Origin of the sequence: Bradyrhizobium sp. ORS 278, assembly GCF_000026145.1 — a bacterium.
In the GTDB taxonomy this organism is placed as follows: domain Bacteria; phylum Pseudomonadota; class Alphaproteobacteria; order Rhizobiales; family Xanthobacteraceae; genus Bradyrhizobium.
In genome coordinates, this window is record NC_009445.1 from 4,828,046 (window position 1) to 4,849,706 (window position 21,661).

Annotated in this window: 21 protein-coding genes and 1 tRNA gene; 8 read left to right on the plus strand and 14 right to left on the minus strand. The window is 65.6% G+C overall.

Going from position 1 to position 21,661, the window contains the following annotated elements; all coding sequences use genetic code 11:
• Positions 1-74 precede the first annotated feature (74 nt).
• On the plus strand, positions 75-1,091 hold the full coding sequence (locus BRADO_RS21575; protein ID WP_011927472.1) for a zinc-binding alcohol dehydrogenase family protein: 1,017 nt from the start codon (positions 75-77) through the stop codon (positions 1,089-1,091).
• A 263-nt stretch (positions 1,092-1,354) separates the two neighbouring features.
• Positions 1,355-2,509 (plus strand): serine hydrolase, encoded by a 1,155-nt coding sequence (locus BRADO_RS21580; RefSeq protein ID WP_041756782.1) that lies wholly within the window; start codon positions 1,355-1,357, stop codon positions 2,507-2,509.
• Between the two features lie 20 nt (positions 2,510-2,529).
• On the opposite strand, the gene BRADO_RS21585 is transcribed toward BRADO_RS21580, so the two are convergent.
• The 7 genes from BRADO_RS21585 to BRADO_RS21615 form a co-directional block, all read right to left on the minus strand.
• On the minus strand, positions 2,530-2,991 hold the full coding sequence (locus tag BRADO_RS21585; RefSeq protein WP_011927474.1) for an isoprenylcysteine carboxylmethyltransferase family protein: 462 nt from the start codon (positions 2,989-2,991) through the stop codon (positions 2,530-2,532).
• Positions 2,992-3,012: 21 nt separating this feature from the next.
• Positions 3,013-3,720, minus strand: a complete 708-nt coding sequence (locus tag BRADO_RS21590; RefSeq protein ID WP_011927475.1) for a hypothetical protein — start codon at positions 3,718-3,720, stop codon at positions 3,013-3,015.
• A 13-nt stretch (positions 3,721-3,733) separates the two neighbouring features.
• Positions 3,734-4,918, minus strand: coding sequence for an MFS transporter (locus BRADO_RS21595; protein ID WP_011927476.1), 1,185 nt, complete (start codon positions 4,916-4,918; stop codon positions 3,734-3,736).
• A 33-nt stretch (positions 4,919-4,951) separates the two neighbouring features.
• Positions 4,952-6,028 (minus strand): NmrA family NAD(P)-binding protein, encoded by a 1,077-nt coding sequence (locus tag BRADO_RS21600; RefSeq protein ID WP_011927477.1) that lies wholly within the window; start codon positions 6,026-6,028, stop codon positions 4,952-4,954.
• A gap of 69 nt (positions 6,029-6,097) precedes the next feature.
• Entirely contained in the window at positions 6,098-6,727 is a 630-nt protein-coding gene (locus tag BRADO_RS21605; protein WP_011927478.1) for a hypothetical protein, read from the minus strand.
• Positions 6,728-6,805: 78 nt separating this feature from the next.
• Complete coding sequence (locus BRADO_RS21610) at positions 6,806-7,237, minus strand: MarR family winged helix-turn-helix transcriptional regulator (RefSeq protein ID WP_011927479.1); 432 nt, start codon at positions 7,235-7,237, stop codon at positions 6,806-6,808.
• A gap of 148 nt (positions 7,238-7,385) precedes the next feature.
• Complete coding sequence (locus BRADO_RS21615) at positions 7,386-8,108, minus strand: hemerythrin domain-containing protein (protein WP_011927480.1); 723 nt, start codon at positions 8,106-8,108, stop codon at positions 7,386-7,388.
• 190 nt (positions 8,109-8,298) lie between these two features.
• Here BRADO_RS21615 and BRADO_RS21620 point away from each other — a divergent pair, with 190 nt between their 5' ends.
• Genes BRADO_RS21620 through BRADO_RS21630 form a run of 3 tightly spaced genes read left to right on the plus strand, consistent with a single transcriptional unit; the run spans position 8,299 to position 9,889 of the window.
• Positions 8,299-8,688, plus strand: a complete 390-nt coding sequence (locus BRADO_RS21620) for a GFA family protein (RefSeq protein ID WP_011927481.1) — start codon at positions 8,299-8,301, stop codon at positions 8,686-8,688.
• Between the two features lie 56 nt (positions 8,689-8,744).
• Positions 8,745-9,425: a site-2 protease family protein gene (locus BRADO_RS21625; RefSeq protein WP_011927482.1), complete on the plus strand. Its 681-nt coding sequence runs from the start codon at positions 8,745-8,747 to the stop codon at positions 9,423-9,425.
• A gap of 59 nt (positions 9,426-9,484) precedes the next feature.
• Complete coding sequence (locus tag BRADO_RS21630; protein WP_011927483.1) at positions 9,485-9,889, plus strand: hypothetical protein; 405 nt, start codon at positions 9,485-9,487, stop codon at positions 9,887-9,889.
• Positions 9,890-9,922: 33 nt separating this feature from the next.
• Here the strand turns inward: BRADO_RS21630 and BRADO_RS21635 are convergent, their stop codons facing one another.
• From BRADO_RS21635 to BRADO_RS21665, 7 genes are all read right to left on the minus strand, one after another.
• Positions 9,923-10,615: a TonB family protein gene (locus BRADO_RS21635; RefSeq protein ID WP_244422861.1), complete on the minus strand. Its 693-nt coding sequence runs from the start codon at positions 10,613-10,615 to the stop codon at positions 9,923-9,925.
• 114 nt (positions 10,616-10,729) lie between these two features.
• A complete protein-coding gene (locus BRADO_RS21640; RefSeq protein WP_011927485.1) occupies positions 10,730-11,194 on the minus strand; it encodes a biopolymer transporter ExbD in 465 nt (154 codons plus the stop codon).
• A gap of 6 nt (positions 11,195-11,200) precedes the next feature.
• On the minus strand, positions 11,201-12,109 hold the full coding sequence (gene exbB / locus BRADO_RS21645; RefSeq protein WP_011927486.1) for a tonB-system energizer ExbB: 909 nt from the start codon (positions 12,107-12,109) through the stop codon (positions 11,201-11,203).
• Between the two features lie 29 nt (positions 12,110-12,138).
• Positions 12,139-12,828, minus strand: a complete 690-nt coding sequence (locus BRADO_RS21650) for a Fe2+-dependent dioxygenase (protein ID WP_011927487.1) — start codon at positions 12,826-12,828, stop codon at positions 12,139-12,141.
• Positions 12,829-12,830: 2 nt separating this feature from the next.
• Positions 12,831-15,245: a TonB-dependent siderophore receptor gene (locus BRADO_RS21655; RefSeq protein WP_041756784.1), complete on the minus strand. Its 2,415-nt coding sequence runs from the start codon at positions 15,243-15,245 to the stop codon at positions 12,831-12,833.
• Positions 15,246-15,476: 231 nt separating this feature from the next.
• Complete coding sequence (locus BRADO_RS21660) at positions 15,477-15,737, minus strand: hypothetical protein (RefSeq protein WP_011927489.1); 261 nt, start codon at positions 15,735-15,737, stop codon at positions 15,477-15,479.
• Positions 15,738-16,158: 421 nt separating this feature from the next.
• Positions 16,159-16,620 carry a MarR family winged helix-turn-helix transcriptional regulator gene (locus BRADO_RS21665; protein ID WP_011927490.1) on the minus strand — a complete coding sequence of 154 codons (462 nt, stop codon included), beginning with the start codon at positions 16,618-16,620 and terminating at the stop codon, positions 16,159-16,161.
• A gap of 170 nt (positions 16,621-16,790) precedes the next feature.
• On the opposite strand from BRADO_RS21665, the gene BRADO_RS21670 reads away from it, so the two are divergent.
• From BRADO_RS21670 to BRADO_RS21680, 3 genes are all read left to right on the plus strand, one after another.
• Positions 16,791-17,960: an efflux RND transporter periplasmic adaptor subunit gene (locus BRADO_RS21670; protein ID WP_041757657.1), complete on the plus strand. Its 1,170-nt coding sequence runs from the start codon at positions 16,791-16,793 to the stop codon at positions 17,958-17,960.
• The gene (locus BRADO_RS21675) at positions 17,957-21,103 is read left to right on the plus strand and encodes an efflux RND transporter permease subunit (RefSeq protein WP_011927492.1); all 3,147 of its coding nucleotides are present in this window, start codon (positions 17,957-17,959) and stop codon (positions 21,101-21,103) included. The genes BRADO_RS21670 and BRADO_RS21675 overlap by 4 nt, the downstream gene beginning before the upstream one ends.
• Before the next feature lie 414 nt (positions 21,104-21,517).
• Positions 21,518-21,591 (plus strand) — tRNA-Gln (locus BRADO_RS21680).
• Positions 21,592-21,661 lie beyond the last annotated feature (70 nt).

Here is a 21,661-nt window from a genome sequence, read left to right on the forward strand (position 1 = left end):
CATATTTACAGTACTTGTCGAAATGACGCCAGCAGGACAAGTAGGCCCTATGAAAGGCCAGCCAGGAGGTTGTCATGAAGGCCGTCGGTTACCAGCAGTCGCTGCCCATCACGGACGAGCGCGCGCTGTTCGATTTCGAGACCGCCAAACCCGAACCGAAAGGGCGCGATCTCCGCGTCGCGGTGAAGGCGGTCTCGGTCAATCCGGTCGACACCAAGGTGCGCAAGCGCGCCGCCCCACCGGCCGGCGAGAGCAAGATCCTCGGCTACGACGCCGCCGGCGTGGTCGAGGCGGTCGGCCCCGAGGTGACACTGTTCAAGGCCGGTGATGAAGTGTTCTACGCCGGCTCGATTCTGCGCCAGGGCACCAACGCCGAATTCCATCTCGTCGACGAGCGCATCGTCGGCCACAAGCCGAAGAGCCTTTCGTTCGCCGAGGCTGCCGCTTTGCCCCTGACCTCGATCACCGCCTGGGAATTGCTGTTCGACCGGCTCGGCGCCGTCCCCGGCAAGAGCCTCGACGACCGCACCTTGCTGATCACGGGTGCGGCCGGCGGCGTCGGCTCGATCCTGACCCAGCTGGCGCGCCGCCTCACCGGCCTGACCGTGCTCGCGACCGCGACGCGGCCGGAATCGCGCGACTGGTGCCTCTCGCTCGGCGCCCATGCCGTGATCGACCACGCCAAGCCGATGAAGGAGCAGATCGACGCGCTCAAGCTGCCTCCCGTCGCGCTGATTGCAAGCCTCACTCACACCGACCAGCACTACAAGGCGATCGCCGACTTCATGACACCGCAGGGCAAGTTCGGCCTGATCGACGATCCCGCCGAGTTCTCGCTCGCCGCCTTCAAGGGCAAGGCGATCTCGATCCATTGGGAATCGATGTTCACGCGCTCCTCGTTCACGACGCCCGACATCATCGCCCAGCACAATCTGCTCAACGACGTCTCCGATCTGATCGACAAGGGCGTGATCCGCACCACCCTCGGCGACAACTACGGCACCATCAATGCCAAGAACCTCAAGCGCGCGCATGCCCTGATCGAGAGCAACACATCTCGCGGCAAGATCGTGCTGGAGGGATGGGGCTGACCTCGTAGGGGGGACAAAGGCGCAGCTCTGCTCTCTCCAAGCTCGAGATCGCAGTGGCGCCGTGCCCACCGTCTCGCCGACGCGCTCTCTGATCGACGGTGGGCACGCTGCCGCCTAACGGCGACCGCTTTGCCCACCCTACAACTCCGTCGCAGCGGCGCCCGGGAGCTCGCGTGCGGATCGCGCAGCGGCGATGGATTGAACGATCGCGATCGCGGTAGCGACGTATGTTGGTCGCAGGCTGTTGCGGGGGGCAGAACGACATGCAGTTGACGCGTCGCCAGATCATGACCGCCACGGTCGGAGCCGTGCTCGGCGCCCATGCCGGCGCGGTCGGCGCGCAGGTCGAGCCGAAGCCGGCGCGCGTGGGTCCGCCCTCGCCTCCCGAACGCGCAGAGATCGCGGCGCTCGGCCGGGCCTTCATGGACACCTATGGCGTGCCCGCGCTGTCGTTCGCGGTCGGCTATGCCGGCGAGATCGTCCACCAGGATGCGTGGGGATTTGCCGATCTGCAGGGACAGGAGGCCGTGACCCCGCAGCATCTGTTCCGCATCGCCAGCGTCAGCAAGCCGATCACCTCGATCGCCCTGCACCGGCTGATCGAGCAAGGCAGGGTTCGCCTGGGCGATCGCGTGTTCGGCCCCGGCGCCGTGCTCGGCACCGACTACTTGGCTCCGCCGTACAACCCAGGCGTCGACCAGATCACGATCGAGCACCTGCTCACGCATACCTGCGGCGGCTGGAGCAACGACAATCGCGATCCGATGTTCGCGTTTCCGATGCGGAGCCAATCCGAACTGATCAACTGGACCCTCACCCATCGTCCGCTCGACCATCCGCCGGGCGAGGCCTATTCCTATTCGAATTACGGCTATTGCTTGCTCGGACGCGTCATCGAGAAGCTCACGGGCCGTGCCTATGCCGATCACGTCCGTGCCGAGGTGCTCGGCCGCTGTGGCGTGACCGACATGACCATCGGGGGCAACCGGCGCGATCAGCGCCAGCCGCGCGAGGTCGAGTATCTCAGCGCGGACGAGAATGCCTACGGCATGAACGTCACACGGATGGATTCGCACGGCGGCTGGATCGCTCGCCCAGCCGATCTCGTGCAGTTGTTCATGCATGTCGACGGCTTCACCCGGCCCGCCAATATCCTGCGCGGCGACACCATCAAGACCATGACCACCGGCTCGCGCGCCAACAAGGACTACGCCAAGGGCTGGAGCGTGAACACGTTCGACAATTGGTGGCACACCGGCAGCCTGCCTGGAACGACCACCATCGCCGTGCGCACCCATAGCGGCTTCTGCTGGGCCGCCTTCACCAACACGCGCCGCCGCGGAAGCAAGATGGATGGCGATCTCGATCAGCTGTGCTGGAGCATGGTGCGCAAGGTCGATGGCTGGAAGTTCGCGTAGCGGGCTCACGGCCATCGCCATCAGATCCAGCGCCGCACCTCGCGCTGATATGTCTCGTAGGCCGCACCGAACTTGGCGGTCATGACGCGCTCCTCGGGTATGATCTGAAAGCGCGTGATGAACAGCACGAATGCGACCGGGCCCAGGAAGGTCCAGGCGCCGGCGAGGACCACCGCCCAGCCGAGCAGCAGCAGGGTCATGCCGAGATACATCGGATTGCGGGTGCGGGCGAAGATGCCCGAGGTCACGAGACTTGAGGCTGCATCGATGTTGACCGGGTTGATCGTCGTCTTGTGGCGGGCAAAGGCGGCCACGCCGGCGCGGGCGACCAGCAGGCCGCACAGCGCGAGGCTGGCAGCCAAGATCCAGCGCCAGCGATCGTCGAGCGGAACGACCGGCGCGAAACGTGCCAGCGGCCACATCGCTGCGGCGACGATGACGACGACGATGGGCGGTGGGATCCTGTGCTCGAGCCAGCGCATGATCGATCTCCTTGGGGATGCTCAGGTGACGGGAGGAGTTGAAACGAGCGGCGCCAGCCGTACCGCGCGGATGGCGCGGATCGCCAGCACGTGCAGCGCGAAGGCGAGCGGGGCGAAGAACGCGGCAATGTAAGTGAACGGAAAGGTGCCGATCGCAAGATTGGGCACGTCTCCATTCAGCGTCTGCAGGGGACCGGGTGCCGTGAGGACGGCGCGCACGACGATGTTGGCCAGCGCGATCAGGCCGACGCCGTTCCACAACTGCGCAGCCGCAAGCCCGACGCGGCCACGCGTGGCGATCCACGCGACGAGCGGCGCCGAGAGGCCGGTCAGGATGTCGAGATTGCCGCCCTCATAGGTCATCAGCCGCGGCACCAGCCCGTCGCGCCACAGCTGGTGCAGCAGCATCTCGACGCCGACGCGAAAGACCTGCGCGCCGATCAGCAGCCAGACCGGAAAGGATTGCGCGATCCGCAAGCCCACTCGTAGCGGCGCGAGCACCAGCACGGTGACGAGGAACGCCGGCAGCGCCACGAGCACCGCAGGCGGCGGCCGCAACGTCGGGCTCGCGACGAGACCCGACCACGACATCGCGCCGACATAGGCCAGCCAGAGAAACAGCCCGACGAGGATGGGCAGGCTTTCGCCGCGCGGCAGCGCGCGGCTCACAGCGATCGCAACGGCCGCAACCACCACAAACAGGAAGACGAGAAAGACGGTCGCGGTCATCGGTATCTCCCATTCACTCGGCTGCCACGAGCTTGACGGCGGGGGCGGCGTCGCGGCGCGCGATGGTGAGCGCGAGCAAGAAACCCATTCCCGCCAGCACCGCTCCACCCGGCCCCATCGCCGCCGCCCCGAACGCGTCGGTGAGCGCACCGCCGAGCAGCGCGCCGAGGCCCTGTCCCAGCGAGACCAGCGAGCCGTTGAGCGCGAGCGCAACTGGCGCCGACGTCCCGGCGTGCAGCGTGATCGCGGCGAGATTGAGCGGGATGAGCGAGAACAGTGCCGTCGCACCGGCGAACATCAGGAGACCCATTGCCAGCGCCGGCACGGTGGCGTGCGGCGCCGACAGCGCGAGCCAGTACAGCAACAGGCTCAAGGACATCGCGGCACAGGCGACGGCCGCCGCGACCGGACCGCGGCCGCGGTCGCTGGCGATGCCGCCGAGCGCCAGCCCAACGAGCGAGCCGAAACCGATGAAGGCCTGCAACGCGCCGATCCTGGCGCCCGTCAAGCCGGTGGTCGCGGTGATCACCGGGCCGACAAAGGACACCACGGTGAAGGTCGCGGCAAATCCGATCAGGGTGAGCATCAGCACCCGCACGACCCGGCCGTTGCCCAGGACGTCGCCGAGGCGCGGACGTGCGCCGGCAGCCGGTGCGATCGCGGGCACCGTGAGCGCAACCAGCACGACCGAGCCCAGGCAGACCATGGCCGACATCGCAAAGGTCGCGCGCCAGCCATAGAGACCGCCGATCACCGAGCCGAGCGGGACGCCGAGCACGAAGGCGACCGTCAGCCCGCCCATCACGATCGCGAATGCCCGGCCCCGCTTCTCCGGCGCAACGAGCGAGGCCGCGGCGACGGTCGCCAGCGCGCCGACGAATGCGGTGGCCAGCCCGGCCGCGATGCGCAGCGCCGTGAGCGCGGCAAAGGACGGCGCGACCGCGCACAGCAGATTGACGAGTGCCAGTGCGGCAAGGCCGGTGACGATGACGCGGCGGCGTTCGATCTGCGCGACGGCGGCGGCGGCAAAGGGAGCGCCGAGCGCGAAGGTGATCGACGACGCGCCGACGATCAGGCCGGCCTGGCCGATGGTGACCCCGAGATCACGGGAGAGCTCGGAGAGCACGCCCGCGAAGGCGAAGCCTTGCGTGCCCACGGCGAAGTTGATCATGGCGAGGGCGAACAGTGCGAAGGGCATGATACGGGCCTCTGGTTGGGGTGAATGACGGCGTCAGGCAGCGATGACGGACACGTTGTGAGTGCCGCCGCGCGCGATGCGCCAGCTCGGATTCTGCATCGCGAACAGCGGCTGCTCGAGCCGGGGAAAGCCCATCCGATGTTCATAGGCGGCGAGGTCATGGCCGGGACGCATCGGCGTCAGCATGAAGTCGAGCCAGGCGCGGGCCTGACTGCCGAACGAGCGCTGCGCCTTGGGCAGCGCGGCATAACGGCGGGCCGTCGTCTCGAAGCTCTCCGCTGGCCGGCCGGTGACGCGCAGCACGTCATCGTTCGGTGCGCCGAATTCGAACGCGCCGTCGCGATGATCCCTGACGTAGTAGGACATGCCGTCGAGATCGAACTCCGCCACACCCTGCATCCGGGCAGCCTTGAGGAAAAGCCAGAAGGGCATGGGCAAGGCGCGCACGCGGCGGCCAAGCACGCGCGACAGGATCGGGGCCATCTCCGGAACGGACAGCAGCGCCGGGCCGGTCGGCCGGTAGCGCCGCCCTGCATGGCGGCCGGGGTCGGCCAGCACTGCTGCCGCGACGCGCGCGATATCTTCCGTCGCGGGCGGAGCGTTGCGGCTGTCGCCGGTCAGGTTGGGCAGCAGTCCGAGCTGGGACGCGAAATCGATCAGACGGAGATAATTGTCGGCGAAGTAACCGGGCGCGATGGTGACATGCACGATGTCGGGAAGCGCCGCGAACAGCCCATCCGCCTCCGCATGCATGCGCGTGAGGATCGAAGGGTGTTCAAGGCTCGCGAGCCACTGACTCATCACCGCGACGGCCTCGAGGCGCGCCGCGACGGCTGCGTCCGCGAAGATCCTGGCGCTATCGATCATGTTGGCAGCGAACGGCGGCACGAAATAGGCGCGTTGCACACCGCGCATCGCATCGGCAACCTGTCGGGCGTCGAACAGATCGCCGACGACGATCTGCGCGCCCCTGGCGGCGAGCGCTTCGCTTCGCGCGTCAAGCCGCCGGACCAGCGCGCGGACTGGAAATCCCTGGGTGAGCAATTCATCGGCGACGGCGCCGCCGGTCTTTCCCGAGGCCCCCGTGATGAGGATAAGAGGCTTGGTCATGGCACGCTCCTATGAATGGGTGGGTTGCAAGAGCATGCGGACCGGCAACGACCGGCCCGCCACGTCGGATCATGCTGACAGCACGGTGGAGCGTGACATCGCGGGCGACCGGCCGACGCCACGGCGCAGCATGTCGAAGGCGACGAGATGGGTGACGCCGGAGATGCCGACACCCCACAGCGGGATCAGCGCCATCGGCAGCGTTGCGATCGGCGCCATGCGCGGGTCTTGCAACAGCGTGAAGGTCAGGCCGGTGCCGACGGCGACGACGAAGTCGGCGAAGCCGAACAGGTGGAAAGAGAGATGGTTGCGGCTGCGCTCGGGCTGCAGCATCAGATAGGCGGCATAGCTGCCGGCGATGAGATCGCCGGTGCCCGCGAGCGCCCAGAACGCGGTCGGCAGTTCGCCCTGCAGGCCGTACCAGAAGAACGCGAGCGCAGCCGGGATGCGCCAGGTGTGAAACAGCAGGATCGGACCATGGCCGATGCCGTCGGCATAGGCCTTCAGGCGCGGCGAGGAGAAGTAGATCAGGGTCGGGATGGCGATGGTGGCAGCGACGATCACCGCGATCATCGGCATGTAGAGCCCGGCGAAGAAGCCGGTGCGGGCGCCGGCGATCACGGCCGCGCCCCATGCGGCCACCACGACCGCCAGTCCGAGCGTCATCCGGTGCGAGTCCTTGCGAGAAAGCGTCGTCATGGTCTGCATCCTTTCTATGTGTAATTACACATATATGGGCCAGCTGATGGTCTGGGTTGTCCTCACCGAGCCGGGCCCTCAGCTCAGTGCCTGCAGTTGCGAACGCAGTGTCGGCCAGTCCATCGCAGCGAGCCGACGCTCGCTGTCGGCCTGGGCCGTCCGCCAGATCGGAATGGCGCGGTCGAGCAGCGCCCTTCCCTTTGTCGTCAGAACGAGTCCGCGCACGCGACGATCTTCGGTCGTGGCGGCGGTCGCAATCAGCTTCTCCTGCTCGAGCGGCTTGAGGTTGCGGTTCAGCGTCGTGCGGTCCATGCCCAGCACCTCCGCGACGGCACCGAGCGGCGCCACCTCGTCGCGCAGCAGCGCGGCGAGAATGGAGAACTGGCCGGAGGTGATTCCGAGCGGCCGGAACGCGTCGTCGTAGCGCCGCGCCACCTGCCGGGCTGCTTTGCGAACGCCGAGACAGACGCAGGCGGCCGCGAGATCCTGAGCTGTGAGCTTGCTTGCCATAGGAGATATTTACGTGCATATACACGCAATGTCAAGAGACGGTTTTGTGCGCGGTGGACGCGACAGGAAGATGCGGGCACGGCCTTCCGGGCCGGCGAGTCAGCCGGCGCGGCTATGCTCAGACGGGTGACCGCGGACCTTGCGCCGCTCAGCGCGGCGTGAACTGGGTCAGGTCGAAAATGCCCATCTGCTGCTCCAGGCCGGCGACGCGAGCCGTCATCTTCTCGAAGCCGTCGGCGCCGAAAAGTTCGTGCTCCTTCGTCTCGAAGTCCTCGGCCATCGCGTCATATTCGTGCGCGGAGACGACGTCCCTCAGCTTCGGGAACAGTTCCGTATCCTCCCGCGCGGCATGCGGCCGGTACATGGTGATGAAGGACTGCATCGCCGCGACGAGCTGGCGGCGATCATCGGCATTGTCGCGACCGGTGGGAGAAAGGCGCAAGATCGTCTCCGTCACCTCGCGTCCGGCCTCGTGCTGCTGCTCCAGCGTGCCGACGAGATCAGTCATCTTCCCGGCCGCCTTGAAGCGCGGGAAAACGTGATGCTCCTCTGACTTCTCATGATAGTCGTGGATGAAGTCCTTGATGATGCCGGCCGATTGCGTGATCAGGCTCGGATCGAAGTCCTGGTTGGCGGCGTATTTCCGCATGCCAGCTTCGTACAGCAGCAGCACGCGGTCGAGCACGCCGTGCTCGCGCATCAGATCCTCGGGCGGCGTGACCTCCTCGCCGGATGTCTCCTTGTTCTCGCTTGGCCTCGCGCGCTTCGGCTGCGCGAATGTCGGTGCGGTGAGCACGGCGGGCGCGGCGACGGCCGCGACGATGCCGGTGAGCAGCAGCCGGCGCCGCCGGCTGGAGACAATCAGATCCATCAGGATGCTCCCTTTCGAGCGATCGGATTGCACGGTCGTCCCACGGCGATCAGCGCCAGTGGTGCCCTGGCTGGCCGGCATCGGGAATGCTTGGCCAGGCCGCGCCTCAACCGGCGGCGAGCGCCCACGTTCCAATCCGCGACAAGGCGTGCGAGGCTACGCACGACACGATCCTCACGGAGCCGACATCATGGTCCATCACGGCGGATGCCTCTGCGGCGCGGTGCGCTTCGAATGCCGGGGCGAGCCGATCAACGTCCGTATCTGCCATTGCCGAAACTGTCAGAAAGCGACGGGCGCGCCCTATTTCGCCCGCGCGCTGTTCTCGCATGAGGCGCTGACGATCCATGGCGACGCTGCGCGCTTCCCCTCGTCCGATGCGCTCGACCGGATGTTCTGCCCGCGCTGCGGGACGCGGCTGTTCTCCTGGCGCAAGACCCGCCCGGTGGTCGGCGTCGCGCTAGCCTGCTTCGACGAGCCCGGTGCGTTCGCGCCGACCGAGCACATCTGGACCTCGGCCAGGATCGGCTGGGTCGCAATCAATGACGGCCTGCCGCAATTTCCGGAGAATCCCGCGTAGCATCGCGGAACCGTCATGCCTATCTAGGGCTGACACAGCTTTCGGAACCCGCGCCCTTGAACCTCTCGCTCGCCGGCATCTCCGCCTGGATCCTGCCGGTCATCATCGCCATCACCTTCCACGAGGCCGCGCACGCCTATGTCGCCTGGCGCTTCGGCGATGACACCGCGTTGCAACTCGGTCGCGTCAGCTTCAACCCGCTCCGGCACATCGACCCGTTCGGGACGATCCTGCTGCCAGGCATGCTGCTGCTGTCGGGATCCCCCTTCGTGTTCGGCTATGCCAAGCCGGTCCCGGTCAATTACCGCAACCTGCAGCCGCTGCGGGCCGGCATGATCATGGTGGCCCTCGCAGGACCGGCGACCAACATCGCGCTGGCGCTGGCTGCCGCGCTTGCCTTCCACGCCATGCCGCTGGTGCCGGTGGAGGGCACGCCGTGGGTCGCGCGCACGCTTTATATCGCCTTCTCGTTCAACATCCTGCTGGCGGTGTTCAACATGCTCCCGATACCGCCGCTCGACGGCAGCCGGATCGCGGTCGGCCTTCTGCCAGGACTTCTGGCGCGGCCTTTTGCCCGGCTCGAGCCCTATGGCATGCTGATTCTGATCGGATTTTTGATCCTGCTGCCCCTGGCAGGTTCCCAGTTCGGTCTTAATCTTGATCTTGTGTCAAGGCTGGTCCGCGCCACGACCGATTCTCTCCAGCAATTGATTCTGTTATTGACGGGTAACGCCTAAGTCTTTCGCATCCGGGACGGCAAACGAACTCCGAGGCACTCTTGGTCAAAGCCGCTGACATGATGATCGCGCGCCGCGCCGACACGCGCGCCCGCGCCGATTTTGCGACATGGAAGATGATCGCCAAGCTGAACGGCGCCTCCGGGCTGCCCCCGGCCGCTCAGGAGTTCCTGGCGAGCTACAAGACCCGGCTCGCCGACATGACGGAGCACGAGGCGACCGAGGCCACCATCCGCGAGATGTACAAGGCCTATTATGCCGAGATGGGCGGCGGCGGCGCACCGCCCGAGGTGAAGCCGGTCAAGGCCGAGCCGGTCACCGACAACGTCACCGCGTTCCGCAAGCTGCCGCCGAAACCGAAGGCCTCACCGAGCGGTCCCGCTGCGCAACGCAAGATGCCGGTGGCGCTGATCTTCGCTGCGCTTTGCGCGGTCTATGTCGCGATCAGGCTGTATTGGCCTTAAGCAAGCGCGCCGACTGAGATCTGGCGTGGAGGCTCAGGCCTTCTTCGCGGGCGGGAAGTTCACGACGATCGACAAGAGAAACTCGTCGTCAGTCAGCTTGGCCGGCGGCTTGGGGAACTTCGTCCGCCGTATCATGTCCACGGCGGCGCGATCATAATCCTCATCCCCGGAGGACTCGGTCACATCTGCAGAGAGCACGGTGCCGACCCGGTTGATCGTGAACGTGACCCGGACGCTGCCGCCCTTGGTCTTGTTGCCGGGTGGATATTTCTGCTTCTCCCTGATCTCCAGGCTGATCCGGCGATGCCAGTCCTTGGTCTGGGCGTCGGGGGTCTTGCCCGTGCCGCGATCGGTCGCCTTGACGCGATCGGCTTCGGGCACCTTCACGTCGAGGGTCTTGCGCGTCAAGTCCTCGGCCGCGGTGTGAGCCTCGGACGCATTGGTCTCGACTGCGGCGACCTTCTCCTCCTCGGTCGGCTTCTTCTCAGCAGTCGGCGACACTCGCTGGTCGGCCTCCTCCGTAGTGGTCGGCACACCCTTCTGCAGATCCGTCTGCTCTATTTCGGCCTTCTGCTCGGGCGTCGCGACCGCGGCCGTGTCAGCGGCGGACTCGGTGCTGGACGGCTCGTCCGACTGCTCGACCTTCGGCGCGGCGATCTCGACGTCGATGACCTCGGCTGCGACGCCAAGTCCGCCGTTGTCATCGTCCCCGCTCGCCCTCGTCAAGGCGAACGCCATACCGCCGGCATGGAGTCCAACCGCCACAAGCCCAGCGATCAGCCATGCGGCGCGCGACGTAGTTGTGAGGGACTCGAGCTCGCTCATGCCGGACACGCGGGATCAGGGTTGGGCCGCCGGAGCGGCATTCCCGGGCGCTCCCGGCACCCGCTCCAGCGCGACCAGCTTGAACTTGTAGCCGGCGCTGCGCAGCAGCTCCAGCACCTCCATGACCTCACCATAGGGGGCCGCGCGATCGGCGCGCAGGAACACGGTACGATCGTCGGTCGGATGGTCAGCCATCGCCCGATTCAGCTCCGCCACGAGATCGATCCGCTTCACCGGCGTCTCACCGATCGCGATCGTAAGATCCGGCTTGATCGACACATAGGTCGGCTTGTCCGGCTTCTTCTGCGGCGTGGCGCTGGAGGACGGCAGGTCGATCGGCAGGTCGACGGTCGACAGCGGCGCGGCCACCATGAAGATGATCAGCAGCACAAGGATCACGTCGATGAACGGCGTGACGTTGATGTCGTGGGTTTCGTCGAAATCGTCGTCGAGATCGCCTTCGGAGAGCGAGACAGCCATCGCCTGCTACTCCGCCGCCCGCGCGTGGACGCTGACGTGGCTGCGGTCGAGATCGCGCGACAGCAGCCGTCCCGTGGCGCCGGAGGCGCGGTTGACGAGCTCAAGATAGCCTTTCGTGACGCGCGAGAAGTGATTGTAGATGATGACGGCGGGGATCGCGGCAGCCAGGCCGATCGCAGTCGCGAGCAGCGCTTCGGCGATGCCCGGCGCGACCACCGCGAGGTTGGTGGTCTGCGATTTGGAGATGCCGATGAAGCTGTTCATGATGCCCCAGACGGTGCCGAACAGGCCGACGAAAGGCGAGATCGCGCCGACGGTGGCGAGCAGGCCCATGCCGACGCGGACGCGGCGCGCCTCGGCGCGGACGATCTCGCTGAAGCTCGACGCGGCCCGCTCCTTGATGCCCTCGTCGCTGTTCAACCCGGCCGACAGCCGCGCCTCCGTGATCGCCGCCTGCAGAAGCACGGCGGCGATGTTGCCGGATCGGTCCTTCCCCTGCCCGACCGCAAGCTGCGCCTCGGCAAGCGACTTCGCCGAAGTCAGCTTGCGCAGCGCGCCGATCAGGCGACGGCGCAGCACCGAAAATTCGATGCTCTTGGCGATCAGGATGGTCCAGCTCGCGACCGAGGCCAGCGCCAGCGCGATCATCACCGCCTTGACGACGATGTCGGCCTTGAGAAACATGCCGAGCGGCGACAGCTCGTCGAGCCCGGTGGCGATCGTCTTGCCCGTCCGCGCGCCACTCTCGGCACTGGTCGCGGCCTGCCCCGCGGCAGGCCGTGCCGACACGTCGGTCGAGATCGCCGGGGCCGGCGGCGTCGGCTGGCTGACCTGCTGGGCCCCCGCGGGAGCCGCGGCAAAAACGATTGCGAATGACAGGACGATTGCAAGCCTGGCAAAGAGCGATGTCATCATATCTCGGCTCACTGGAAAGTCTCAGGCCACTAGACCTCGGCCCATTGCCGGATCAGATTGTGATAGATGCCGGTCAGCTTGACCGCATCGGGATCGTCCCTCCCGAAGCGTTCCGTCAAACTCTGGATCGTGGTGTCCAGATCGAAGATCATGCTCCGGACATGGGCATCCCGTATCATGCTCTGCATCCAGAAAAAAGAGGCGACCCGGGCCCCGCGCGTGACCGGCGTGACCATGTGAAGGCTCGATGACGGATACAGCACGGCATGCCCCGCCGGCAACTTGACTTCGTGGGAGCCGTAGGTGTCCTCGATCACAAGCTCGCCACCGTCATACGTGTCCGGCTCGGCGAGGAAGAGCGTCATCGACAGATCGGTGCGGATCCGCAGTCCCGTCAGCGGATCGCCGCGCACGGCGTTGTCGACATGGATGCCGAAATGGTCGCCGCGCGAGGACGTGTAGCGGTTGAACAGCGGCGGAAAGATCTGCAGCGGGATCGCCGCCGAGAGGAAGCGCGGATTCTTGGTCAGCGCCGTGATGACACGCTGGCCCAGCAGCCGCGCCGCCTCGCCGTCCGGGGGCAATTGCTCGTTGCGCTTGACCATGGCCGACTGCGCCCCGGCCGTCGAGCGGCCATCCTCCCACTCCGCCGCATCCATGATGCGGCGGAACTCAGCGACCTCGTCTTTGGACAGCACGTCCGGGATGCAGATCAGCATGATCAGAACTTCGCGGTGGTGATGATGTAGAAGGCGCGGCCCGGCGCGACGGCGACGAACGGCACCGCGCTCCGATACAGCGTGTCGTAATAGAGCTTGTTGGTCAGGTTCTGCGCGTACAGCTTCATCGTCCAGTTCTTGTCGATCTGCTTCTCGACGAAGGCGTCGAACCGCCAGTAGCTCGGCAACTCGTTGCCCGTGTTGGCCGCAAAGGTGCCGCCATAGACCTTGGAGCGGTACACCGCCGTGCCGCCGACCTCCCAGCCATTGTCGAACTTGTATTTCGACAGCATGCTGAACGACTGGTGCGCGATGTTGGCGAGCTGCAGCCCGATGTTGGACGCGATGCCGCTCTGCGTGACCTTGGACTGCATCAGCACCAGGCCGCCGAAGATGCTCCAGCGGTCGGTGAGCCTGCCTTCCGCCTCGATGTCGATGCCCTGGATGCGATAGGCCGCGCCCGAGGTGAGGATGCTGTTGACCGTCTCGCGGGCATTGTCTTTGGTGGTCTGGAACAGCGCGCCGGACACCAGGAGGTGGCGGTCGACCAGCTCCCATTTGGTACCGAGCTCGGCCGCCTTGTTGCGCTCCGGCCCGAGCAGGATGAGGCTGTTGGCGGGCACGCCGCCATAATCGGTGCCGGTCGCATCAAGCTCCGAGCCGAACGGATTGGCCGAGGTCGCATAGGCGGCGTAGATGCTGCCGATCGGCATCGGCTTGTAGACCAGGCCGACATTGTAGTTCACCAGGTCAGCGTTCATCTTCAGATAGCTGGTGTTGTTCGACGAGCCCATATTGTAGCCGTCGTAGCGCACGCCGCCATTGACGATGATCGTGTCGCGCCAATATGCGGTGTCCATGGCGTAGACGCTGTTGGTGTTGACGCCGTAGCGCGTGGGATTTCCGACGAGAGACGGCGTAATGCCGAACGGGATGTTGGTGTATTGCGGCGAGTAGATGTTGACGCCCGTGACCGCGCCCGAGCTGGTCGAGCCGCCGCCGAACAGCTCCGACGACAGCCCCGTATAGCGGTCGATCGAGATGTTCTCGTTCGAGAACTCCGTGCCGAGCACCGCGGTGTGCTTCACGCCCCAGGTGTCGAGCTTGAACGTGGCGTCGTTCTGGTTGGCCCAGACGTCGACGGTCTGAAAGCGGCTCTGCGCGCTCGCCGTCGTGGTCCAGAGCAGCGGGTTCGGGTTGGTCGTATTCGGGTTCTGCGGCAGCGTGCCGATGTAGTTCAGCTCGGAGTGCTCGCCACGGAACTTGCTGGTGAGCGTGATCGCTTCGTTGACCTTGTACTCCATCGTTCCGGTGCCGAAATCCTGCCGCGCGGCCTGGAAGTCGCGGTTGAGGAAGCCGTACCAGGTGCCGCGCGGAATGCCGGCCGAGGTCACCGGCACGTTGCCCTGCTTGTAATAAGGCACGCCGAAATCCGGGTAGCCGGAGAGATCGGTGTGGACGTAGTTGGTCGTGAATTTGAGATCCTCTGTCGGCGTCCATTTGGTCGACAGGAATGCGCCCCAGCGATCGTCGGTGACGTAATTGCGCCCGGCGACGTTGGAATCCTGGAACAGACCGCCGGTGCGCACCGAGAAGGTCGGCGACACCACCTGGTTGACGTCCAGCGTCACCCGCTTCTGCTGGTCGGTGCCGAACTCGGTGTCCATCCGCTTGAAGTTGGTGTCGCCGGCCTGCTTGGTGACGATGTTGATGGCGCCGCCGGCGGTGCCGCGGCCGGCATAGGATGAGGCCGGGCCTCGCAGGATCTCGATCTGCTCGGTGAAGAAGTTCTCGCGGATCGACACGGCGGGATCGCGGATGCCGTCGATGAAGACGTCGTTGCGGGCGTCGAAGCCGCGGATGAAGAAGCGGTCGCCGAACGCGTTGCCGCCCTCGCCCGAGCCCAGCGTGACGCCGGCCGTCGAGCGGCCGATCTCCTTCAGCGCCGTGACGTGCTTGTCCTGCAGCACCTCCTTGCTCATCACGGTGATCGTCTTCGGCGTGTTCAAGAGCGGCTCGGGAAACTTGCCCGAGGCCTGCACGCGGTTGACCTTGTAGGGCTCGGCCGCGTCCGCATAGGGGTTGGCATCGGGCGCCGTCAGTCCACCCGCATTGGGAAAGGCCACCGCAGCCTGCTGCGCGCCCTGCTGGCGCGCGGCGCGGCGCAGCGCATTGCGCGCGCGGACCTGCTCGGCGGACGGCTTTGAGGACGTCGGCTTGGCGCGCGCGACCGGCGCATCGACGTTCACCGGCGGCAGATCAGCAACGGGCTGCGCCTCGGCCGACGACAACGATGCCACCGCCATCAACCCGGCAACCGCCGACACCTTGGTGACCAAGGGCCCTTCGCCCCGTCCGTCCATCAATCTCACCGCTGCGCCCTCGCGCAGCGAACGCGGTGCTCTCACCTGTCCCATGTATTCCAAACGCCCCAGATCTTTATTCAACATCGCTCGCGCGGATCATTCGCAGTGCGATGCGTCGTTGGTATCGGGCGTGTTTCAGGGGGTCAATTTGAGGAGCCCTAATTTGGCCTTGAATAGTTCCAGATCAAAACAATTCTAAAGACGCTGAACTAATAAGAAGGAACTTGAAATCGTTCTAAACAGCGCGATTTCCATCGCGCTGTTGTCGGGAGGCCGCACAACTCAGCCGGCAGAGCCGGCCGGCTCGTCGCTGCTCGGCGGCTTCATCAGCGAGAACAGCTCGTCCACGGTCTGCACCGCGATCCGGCGCACGCGCTCGGAATCGTCGATGCCCGCGATGCGCACGCCGTTGACGACGGCCCTGATCTCGTCGCGGAAATCGGTCAGGAAGCGCAGTGGATCGCGCTGCTCGTTGGCGACGCGCGCGATCAGGCCGGTGACCAGGATCTGGCACGCGAGCATCTTGCCGTTCAGTTCTTCCATCGAAGCTTCCCATCTCATTGTCGGCGCATGGCGTCGCCTCTCCGGATATGCAGCCATGCTCAGGTTGAAAACTCGCGCTCGCGCGACGGCATCCTCGCAGCCGTCGACATCGCCCGCTTCTAATCAGCTCTCATCCGGCGCGACAAGACGGCAACAATACGTCGGCCGGCGGCTGTCGAGGACGAAGCGTCGGGCGTTGTCACCCGACCTCAAGGCTGGCGCTCGCGCGGCGACCTAGCTGAGGAGCGCAAGATCCCGGCGTGCGTCCGGCGCTATGAGATCGACGAGCGCCCCGTCGGTTGAGGCACACGCCTGAGCAAAGTTGGTTGCCTGACGATCCAGGCCCGACGACGCCATCCTTCAGCTCGCACTCAGGATGTTTCACCGGAAGACACAACTCAGGATCAGAACAACGTCCCGGCTATTTGGCCGCGATGCCGGTTCTAGCCTCGGACAGCGCTTTGATGCGATCCTTCAGCGCGCGCAGGGTGGCGAGACTGCTGGTCACGGTCGCGTCCGGGATGTCCTGCAGCACGTCGGCGGCGATCCCGTCGCGCACCTCGTCGAGACTGTCGGCGAGCTCGCGGCCAGCCGCGGTGAGATAGAGTCGATTCGCGCGACGGTCCTTGGGATCGTGACGCCGCTCCAACAAACCCTGCTCGACGAGCCGGTCGAGCAGGCGCACCAGCGAGATCGGCTGCAGTTCCAGCACTTCTGCGAGATCGACCTGTGATAAACCTTCCTGCGCGCGAAGGCGAAACAACACCACCCACTGTGCGCGGGTTGTGCCGCGCTGCTTGGCACGCTGATCAATATAGTTGCGGAGAATGCGCGAGCTTTCGACAAGCTGCGCGATCAGCTGACGTCTGTCGTCCAGCGACATGGCCGTGACCTCCCGTGAAGTCTTTTGATCGCACCGCGAAGCTTGCCAATTGTTTAGGTTCGGCCGAGCTGTCGTGTGTTTACACATTAATTGCGAGCATACTATATCTGTGCCGCTGGGAACGGCGTTAAAGACCGGTTATCCTGTGGCGTCTCAGCATGTGGGCCAGCATGAAAGCATCACGAACCATCACCTGGATCCTGCTGGTCGCGGCTCTCGGCGGCGCCGGCTATTACGGCTGGCAGCGTACCCAGGACGCTGAAGCGGCGAAGAAGACCGCCGCGCAGAAGTCCGCCCGGCCACCGGCGGTTCGGGTATCGACCGCCCCTGTCGAGAAGATCGATTTCCCCGTCTTCCTCACCGGGCTCGGCACCGTCCAGGGTTTCAATACCGTCCAGGTCCGCACCCGCGTGGATGGCCAGATCGACAAGATCGCCTTCACCGAGGGACAACTCGTCAACGAAGGCGATCTCCTGGTCGAGATCGATCCAAGGCCGTTCCAGGCCGCGCTCGATCAGGCCAAGGCCAAGAAGGCCCAGGACGAGGCCAATCTCGCCAACGCCAATCTCGATCTGCAACGCTACACCAAGCTCGGCGAGTTCGCGACCCGGCAGCAGCAGGACACCCAGCGCGCAACCGTCGCGCAGCTGACGGCGCAGATTTCGGCCGACGACGCGGCCATCGCCAATGCCCAGACGCAGCTCAGCTACACCCAGGTGAAGTCGCCGATCTCGGGGGTCGCCGGTCTGCGCCAGGTCGATATCGGCAACATCGTCAACGCCTCGAGCCAGACCGGCATCGTCTCGATCGCGCAGATCGAGCCGATCGCGGTGATCTTCACCGCGCCCGAGGAGCAGCTGCCCTACATCAACGAGGCGCAGAAGACGGCTCCCTTGAAGGTGATCGCGCTCACCACCGACGGCAAGAAGCAGCTCGCCGAGGGGAAGCTGATGGTCGTGAACAACCAGGTCGACACGTCGAGCGGAACAATCCGCCTCAAGGCGGTGTTCGACAACAAGGAGCACGTGCTGTGGCCGGGCCAGTCGGTCTCGACGCGTCTCCTGGTGCGGACGCTGAAGGACGCGACGGTTGTTCCCGACGACGCGGTCCAGCATTCGACCAGTGGGCTCTATTCGTACACGGTCAGTCCGGAGAGCAAGGCCGAGCTGCGCAAGGTGAAGGTGGGCGCCTCGATCGATGGCCGCACGGTCATTGAGGAGGGTCTCACTCCCGGCCAGCAAGTGATCACCGGCGGTCAGTTCAAGGTACAGCCAGGCTCGGTCGTGACCACAGCGGTCGCCAGTACGGAGCCGGCGGCAGCGAAGGTCCGGCAGGAATGAACGGCGGCGGCATCTCGGCACCCTTCATCAAATACCCCATCGGCACCTCGCTGCTGATGGCGGGCATCCTCTTCATCGGCCTCGTCGCCTATCCGCTGCTGCCGGTCGCGCCGCTGCCGCAGGTCGACTTCCCCACCATCCAGGTGACCGCCAATCTGCCGGGCGGCAGCCCCGAGACGATGGCGACCTCGGTCGCCCAGCCGCTGGAACGGCAGTTCGCCCAGATCCCCGGCATCGCCCAGATGACCTCGACCAGCTACCTGGGCACCGCGTCGGTCACGATCCAGTTCGATCTCAACCGCAGCATCGACGGCGCCGCCAACGACGTCCAGGGCGCGATCAACGCCGCCTCAGGCCAATTGCCGAAGAGCCTGCCCTCGCCGCCCACCTATCGCAAGGTCAATCCGGCGGACTCCCCGATCCTGCTGCTCTCGGCGACCTCGGAGACGCTGCCGCTCACCACGGTCAGCGACGCAGTCGACGCCGGTCTCGCGCAACAGATCAGCCAGATCTCCGGCGTCGCCCAGGTGATCATCGGCGGTCAGCAGAAGCCGTCCATCCGTGTCCAGATCGATCCAGCCAAGCTGGTCGCCAAGGGCCTGTCGATGGAGGATGTGCGCAGCCAGATCGCGATCACGACGGTCGACTCCCCGAAGGGCAATATCGACGGCGAACGCCGCGCCTACACCATCTACGCCAACGACCAGCTCACCGACTCCAAGGACTGGAACGACGTCATCATCGCCTACCGGAACGGCGGCCCCCTGCGCATCCGCGACATCGGCAAGGCGGTGACGGGAGCCGAGGACGCCAAGCAGGCGGCATGGGCCAATGGCAAGCGCGGCGTGTTCCTGGTGATTTTCAAGCAGCCCGGCGCCAACGTCATCGAAACCGTCGACCGCATCAAGGGCCTGCTGCCGCGCCTGGTCGCGGCGATCCCGCCGGCGATCAAGATCGATGTCATTTCCGACCGCACCACGACGATCCGCGCCGCCGTCGAGGATGTCCAGTTCACGTTGATCCTGACCATCTTCCTGGTCGTGATGGTCATCTTCATCTTCCTGCGCAGCTTCTGGGCGACGGTGATCCCGACCATCACGGTACCGCTGGCGCTGCTGGGGGCCTGCGCCATGATGTGGGGCGTCGGCTACACGCTGGACAACCTGTCGCTGATGGCGCTGACCATCGCGGTCGGCTTCGTCGTCGACGACGCCATCGTCATGCTCGAGAACATCTCGCGCTATGTCGAGGAAGGCGAAACGCCGATGGCCGCCGCCTACAAGGGCGCCAAGGAGATCGGCTTCACCATCGTCTCGATTTCGATCTCGCTGGTCGCGGTGCTGATCCCGCTGCTCCTGATGGGCGGCATCATCGGCCGCCTGTTCCGCGAATTCGCGGTGGTGCTGGCGATGACCATCTTCGTCTCGATGTTCGTGTCGCTGACCCTGACGCCGATGATGGCCTCGCGCTTCCTGCGCAACGAGCACGCCGCCCAGCACGGCAAGTTCTACCAGTGGAGCGAGGCCGCGTTCGACGCGATGCTGCGCGCCTACGAGAAGGGCCTGGACCTCGCGCTGCGCTGGCGCTTCGTCACGCTGATGGTGTTCTTCGCCACGCTTGGCCTGTCGGTCTACCTGTTCATCCTGATCCCCAAGGGCTTCTTCCCGCAGCAGGACGTCGGCCTGATCACCGCCACCTCCGAGGCCTCGCAGGACATCTCGTTCAAGGCGATGCAGTCGCGTCAGGAGGCGCTCGCCAAGATCGTGATGGCCGACCATGACGTCGCCAGCGTCGCCATGGCGATCGGCGGCTCCGGCCGCGCCGGCAACAACGGCAACATGTTCATTACCCTGAAGCCGCGCGAGGAGCGCGACGCCACCGCGCAGCAGATCATCGCGCGGCTGCGTCCGCAGCTCGAGAAGGTCGAGGGCGCCCGCCTCTACATGCAGGCGGCGCAGGACATCCGGCTGGGCGGCCGGCCGTCCCGCACCCAGTTCGAGTTCACCCTGCAGGATCCGAACCTCTCCGAGCTCAACGAATGGGCGCCGAAGATCCTGGACAAGATGCGCTCACTGCCGGAGCTGCGCGACGTCGCCACCGACCAGCAGGCCGACGGCACCACGGTGCAGCTCGCCATCAACCGCGACACGGCCTCGCGCTACGGAATCACCCCGCAGCTGATCGACGATACGCTGTACGACGCCTTCGGCCAGCGCCAGGTCGCGCAGTATTTCACGCAGCTCAACTCCTATCGCGTGATCCTGGAGATCCTGCCGGAGCTGCAGGGCAATCTCGACACGCTCAACAAGCTGTACGTGAAGTCGCCGACCACCGGCGACCAGGTGCCGCTGTCGACCTTCGCCAACTGGACCACCGCGCCGGTGAAGCCGCTGTCGATCAGCCACCAGGGTCAATTCCCGTCGATCACGATCAGCTTCAACCTGGCGCAGGGCGTCGCGCTGGGACAGGCCACCGACGCGGTTCAGCGCGCCATGGTCGAACTTGGCGCGCCCGCGACCTTGAACTCGAGCTTCCAGGGCACCGCGCAGGCGTTCCAGCAGTCGCTCTCGACAGTGCCGCTCCTGATCCTCGCGGCCCTCGTCGTGGTCTATCTGATCCTCGGCATCCTCTACGAGAGCTACATCCACCCGATCACGATTCTCTCGACCCTGCCCTCGGCCGGCGTCGGCGCGCTCGCGATCCTGATGGCGTTCGGCTACGAGTTCAGCCTCATCGCTCTCATTGGCGTCATTCTGCTGATCGGCATCGTGAAGAAGAACGGCATCATGATGGTCGACTTCGCCATCGCCGCCGAGCGCGACCAGCATCTGCCGCCGGAGCAGTCGATCCGCCAGGCCGCCCTGCTCCGGTTCCGCCCGATCATGATGACGACGATGGCAGCCCTGCTCGGCGGCGTGCCCTTGATGCTCGGCAACGGCACCGGCTCGGAGATCCGCCAGCCGCTCGGCTATGCCATGGTCGGCGGCCTCATCGTCAGCCAGATGCTGACGCTGTTCACCACCCCGGTGATCTATCTCTATCTCGACAAGGTCAACAATGCCTTCGCCCGCTGGGGCCGGACGCATATCGACCATGAGACGGAAAAGGCGCCGACCGGCTCAGTCAAGGAGGCGGCGGAGTAAGCCGCCGCTTCTCGTTGCGGTCGACTGCCGTGCCATCTCCGCGTTGCCGGCGCTCTCGCCGCCCAGACTTTGCTGGGTGTGCATCGTTACGGTCACATGCGGACCGTCCGCTGAACGCGAACGGCGACGACGAGATGGCTAATCGCCTCAGCGCCTGCCTCGTCCTGCTGCTGCGCGCCGGGCCGACAGCACGCCGCGGACCCCGGGCGGCTGACCAAGCCAGCGCTGGTCTAGACGGCCGGCGCGGCTGGCCGAGGTTGCCAAACAGGTTGGAAATCCGTCATCCAGCGGCTTGCCAAAGCCTCGGACATGCGGGTAGAAGGACGCGTCGCCGCCGCCGGCCCGCTTCGTGGACCGGCTCGCAGAACGGTGCCAGACAGTCCGCCAAATGGTTGAAACTGCTCGGCATTCCGTTGGGGAATGGTGTAACGGTAGCACAACAGACTCTGACTCTGTTTGTCTTGGTTCGAATCCAGGTTCCCCAGCCAGCTTGATCTCTGCCGCGACGTTCTGAAGAGCGAAGCTTCGTTTGTCTGACCTTACATCATAAGCGCCCGG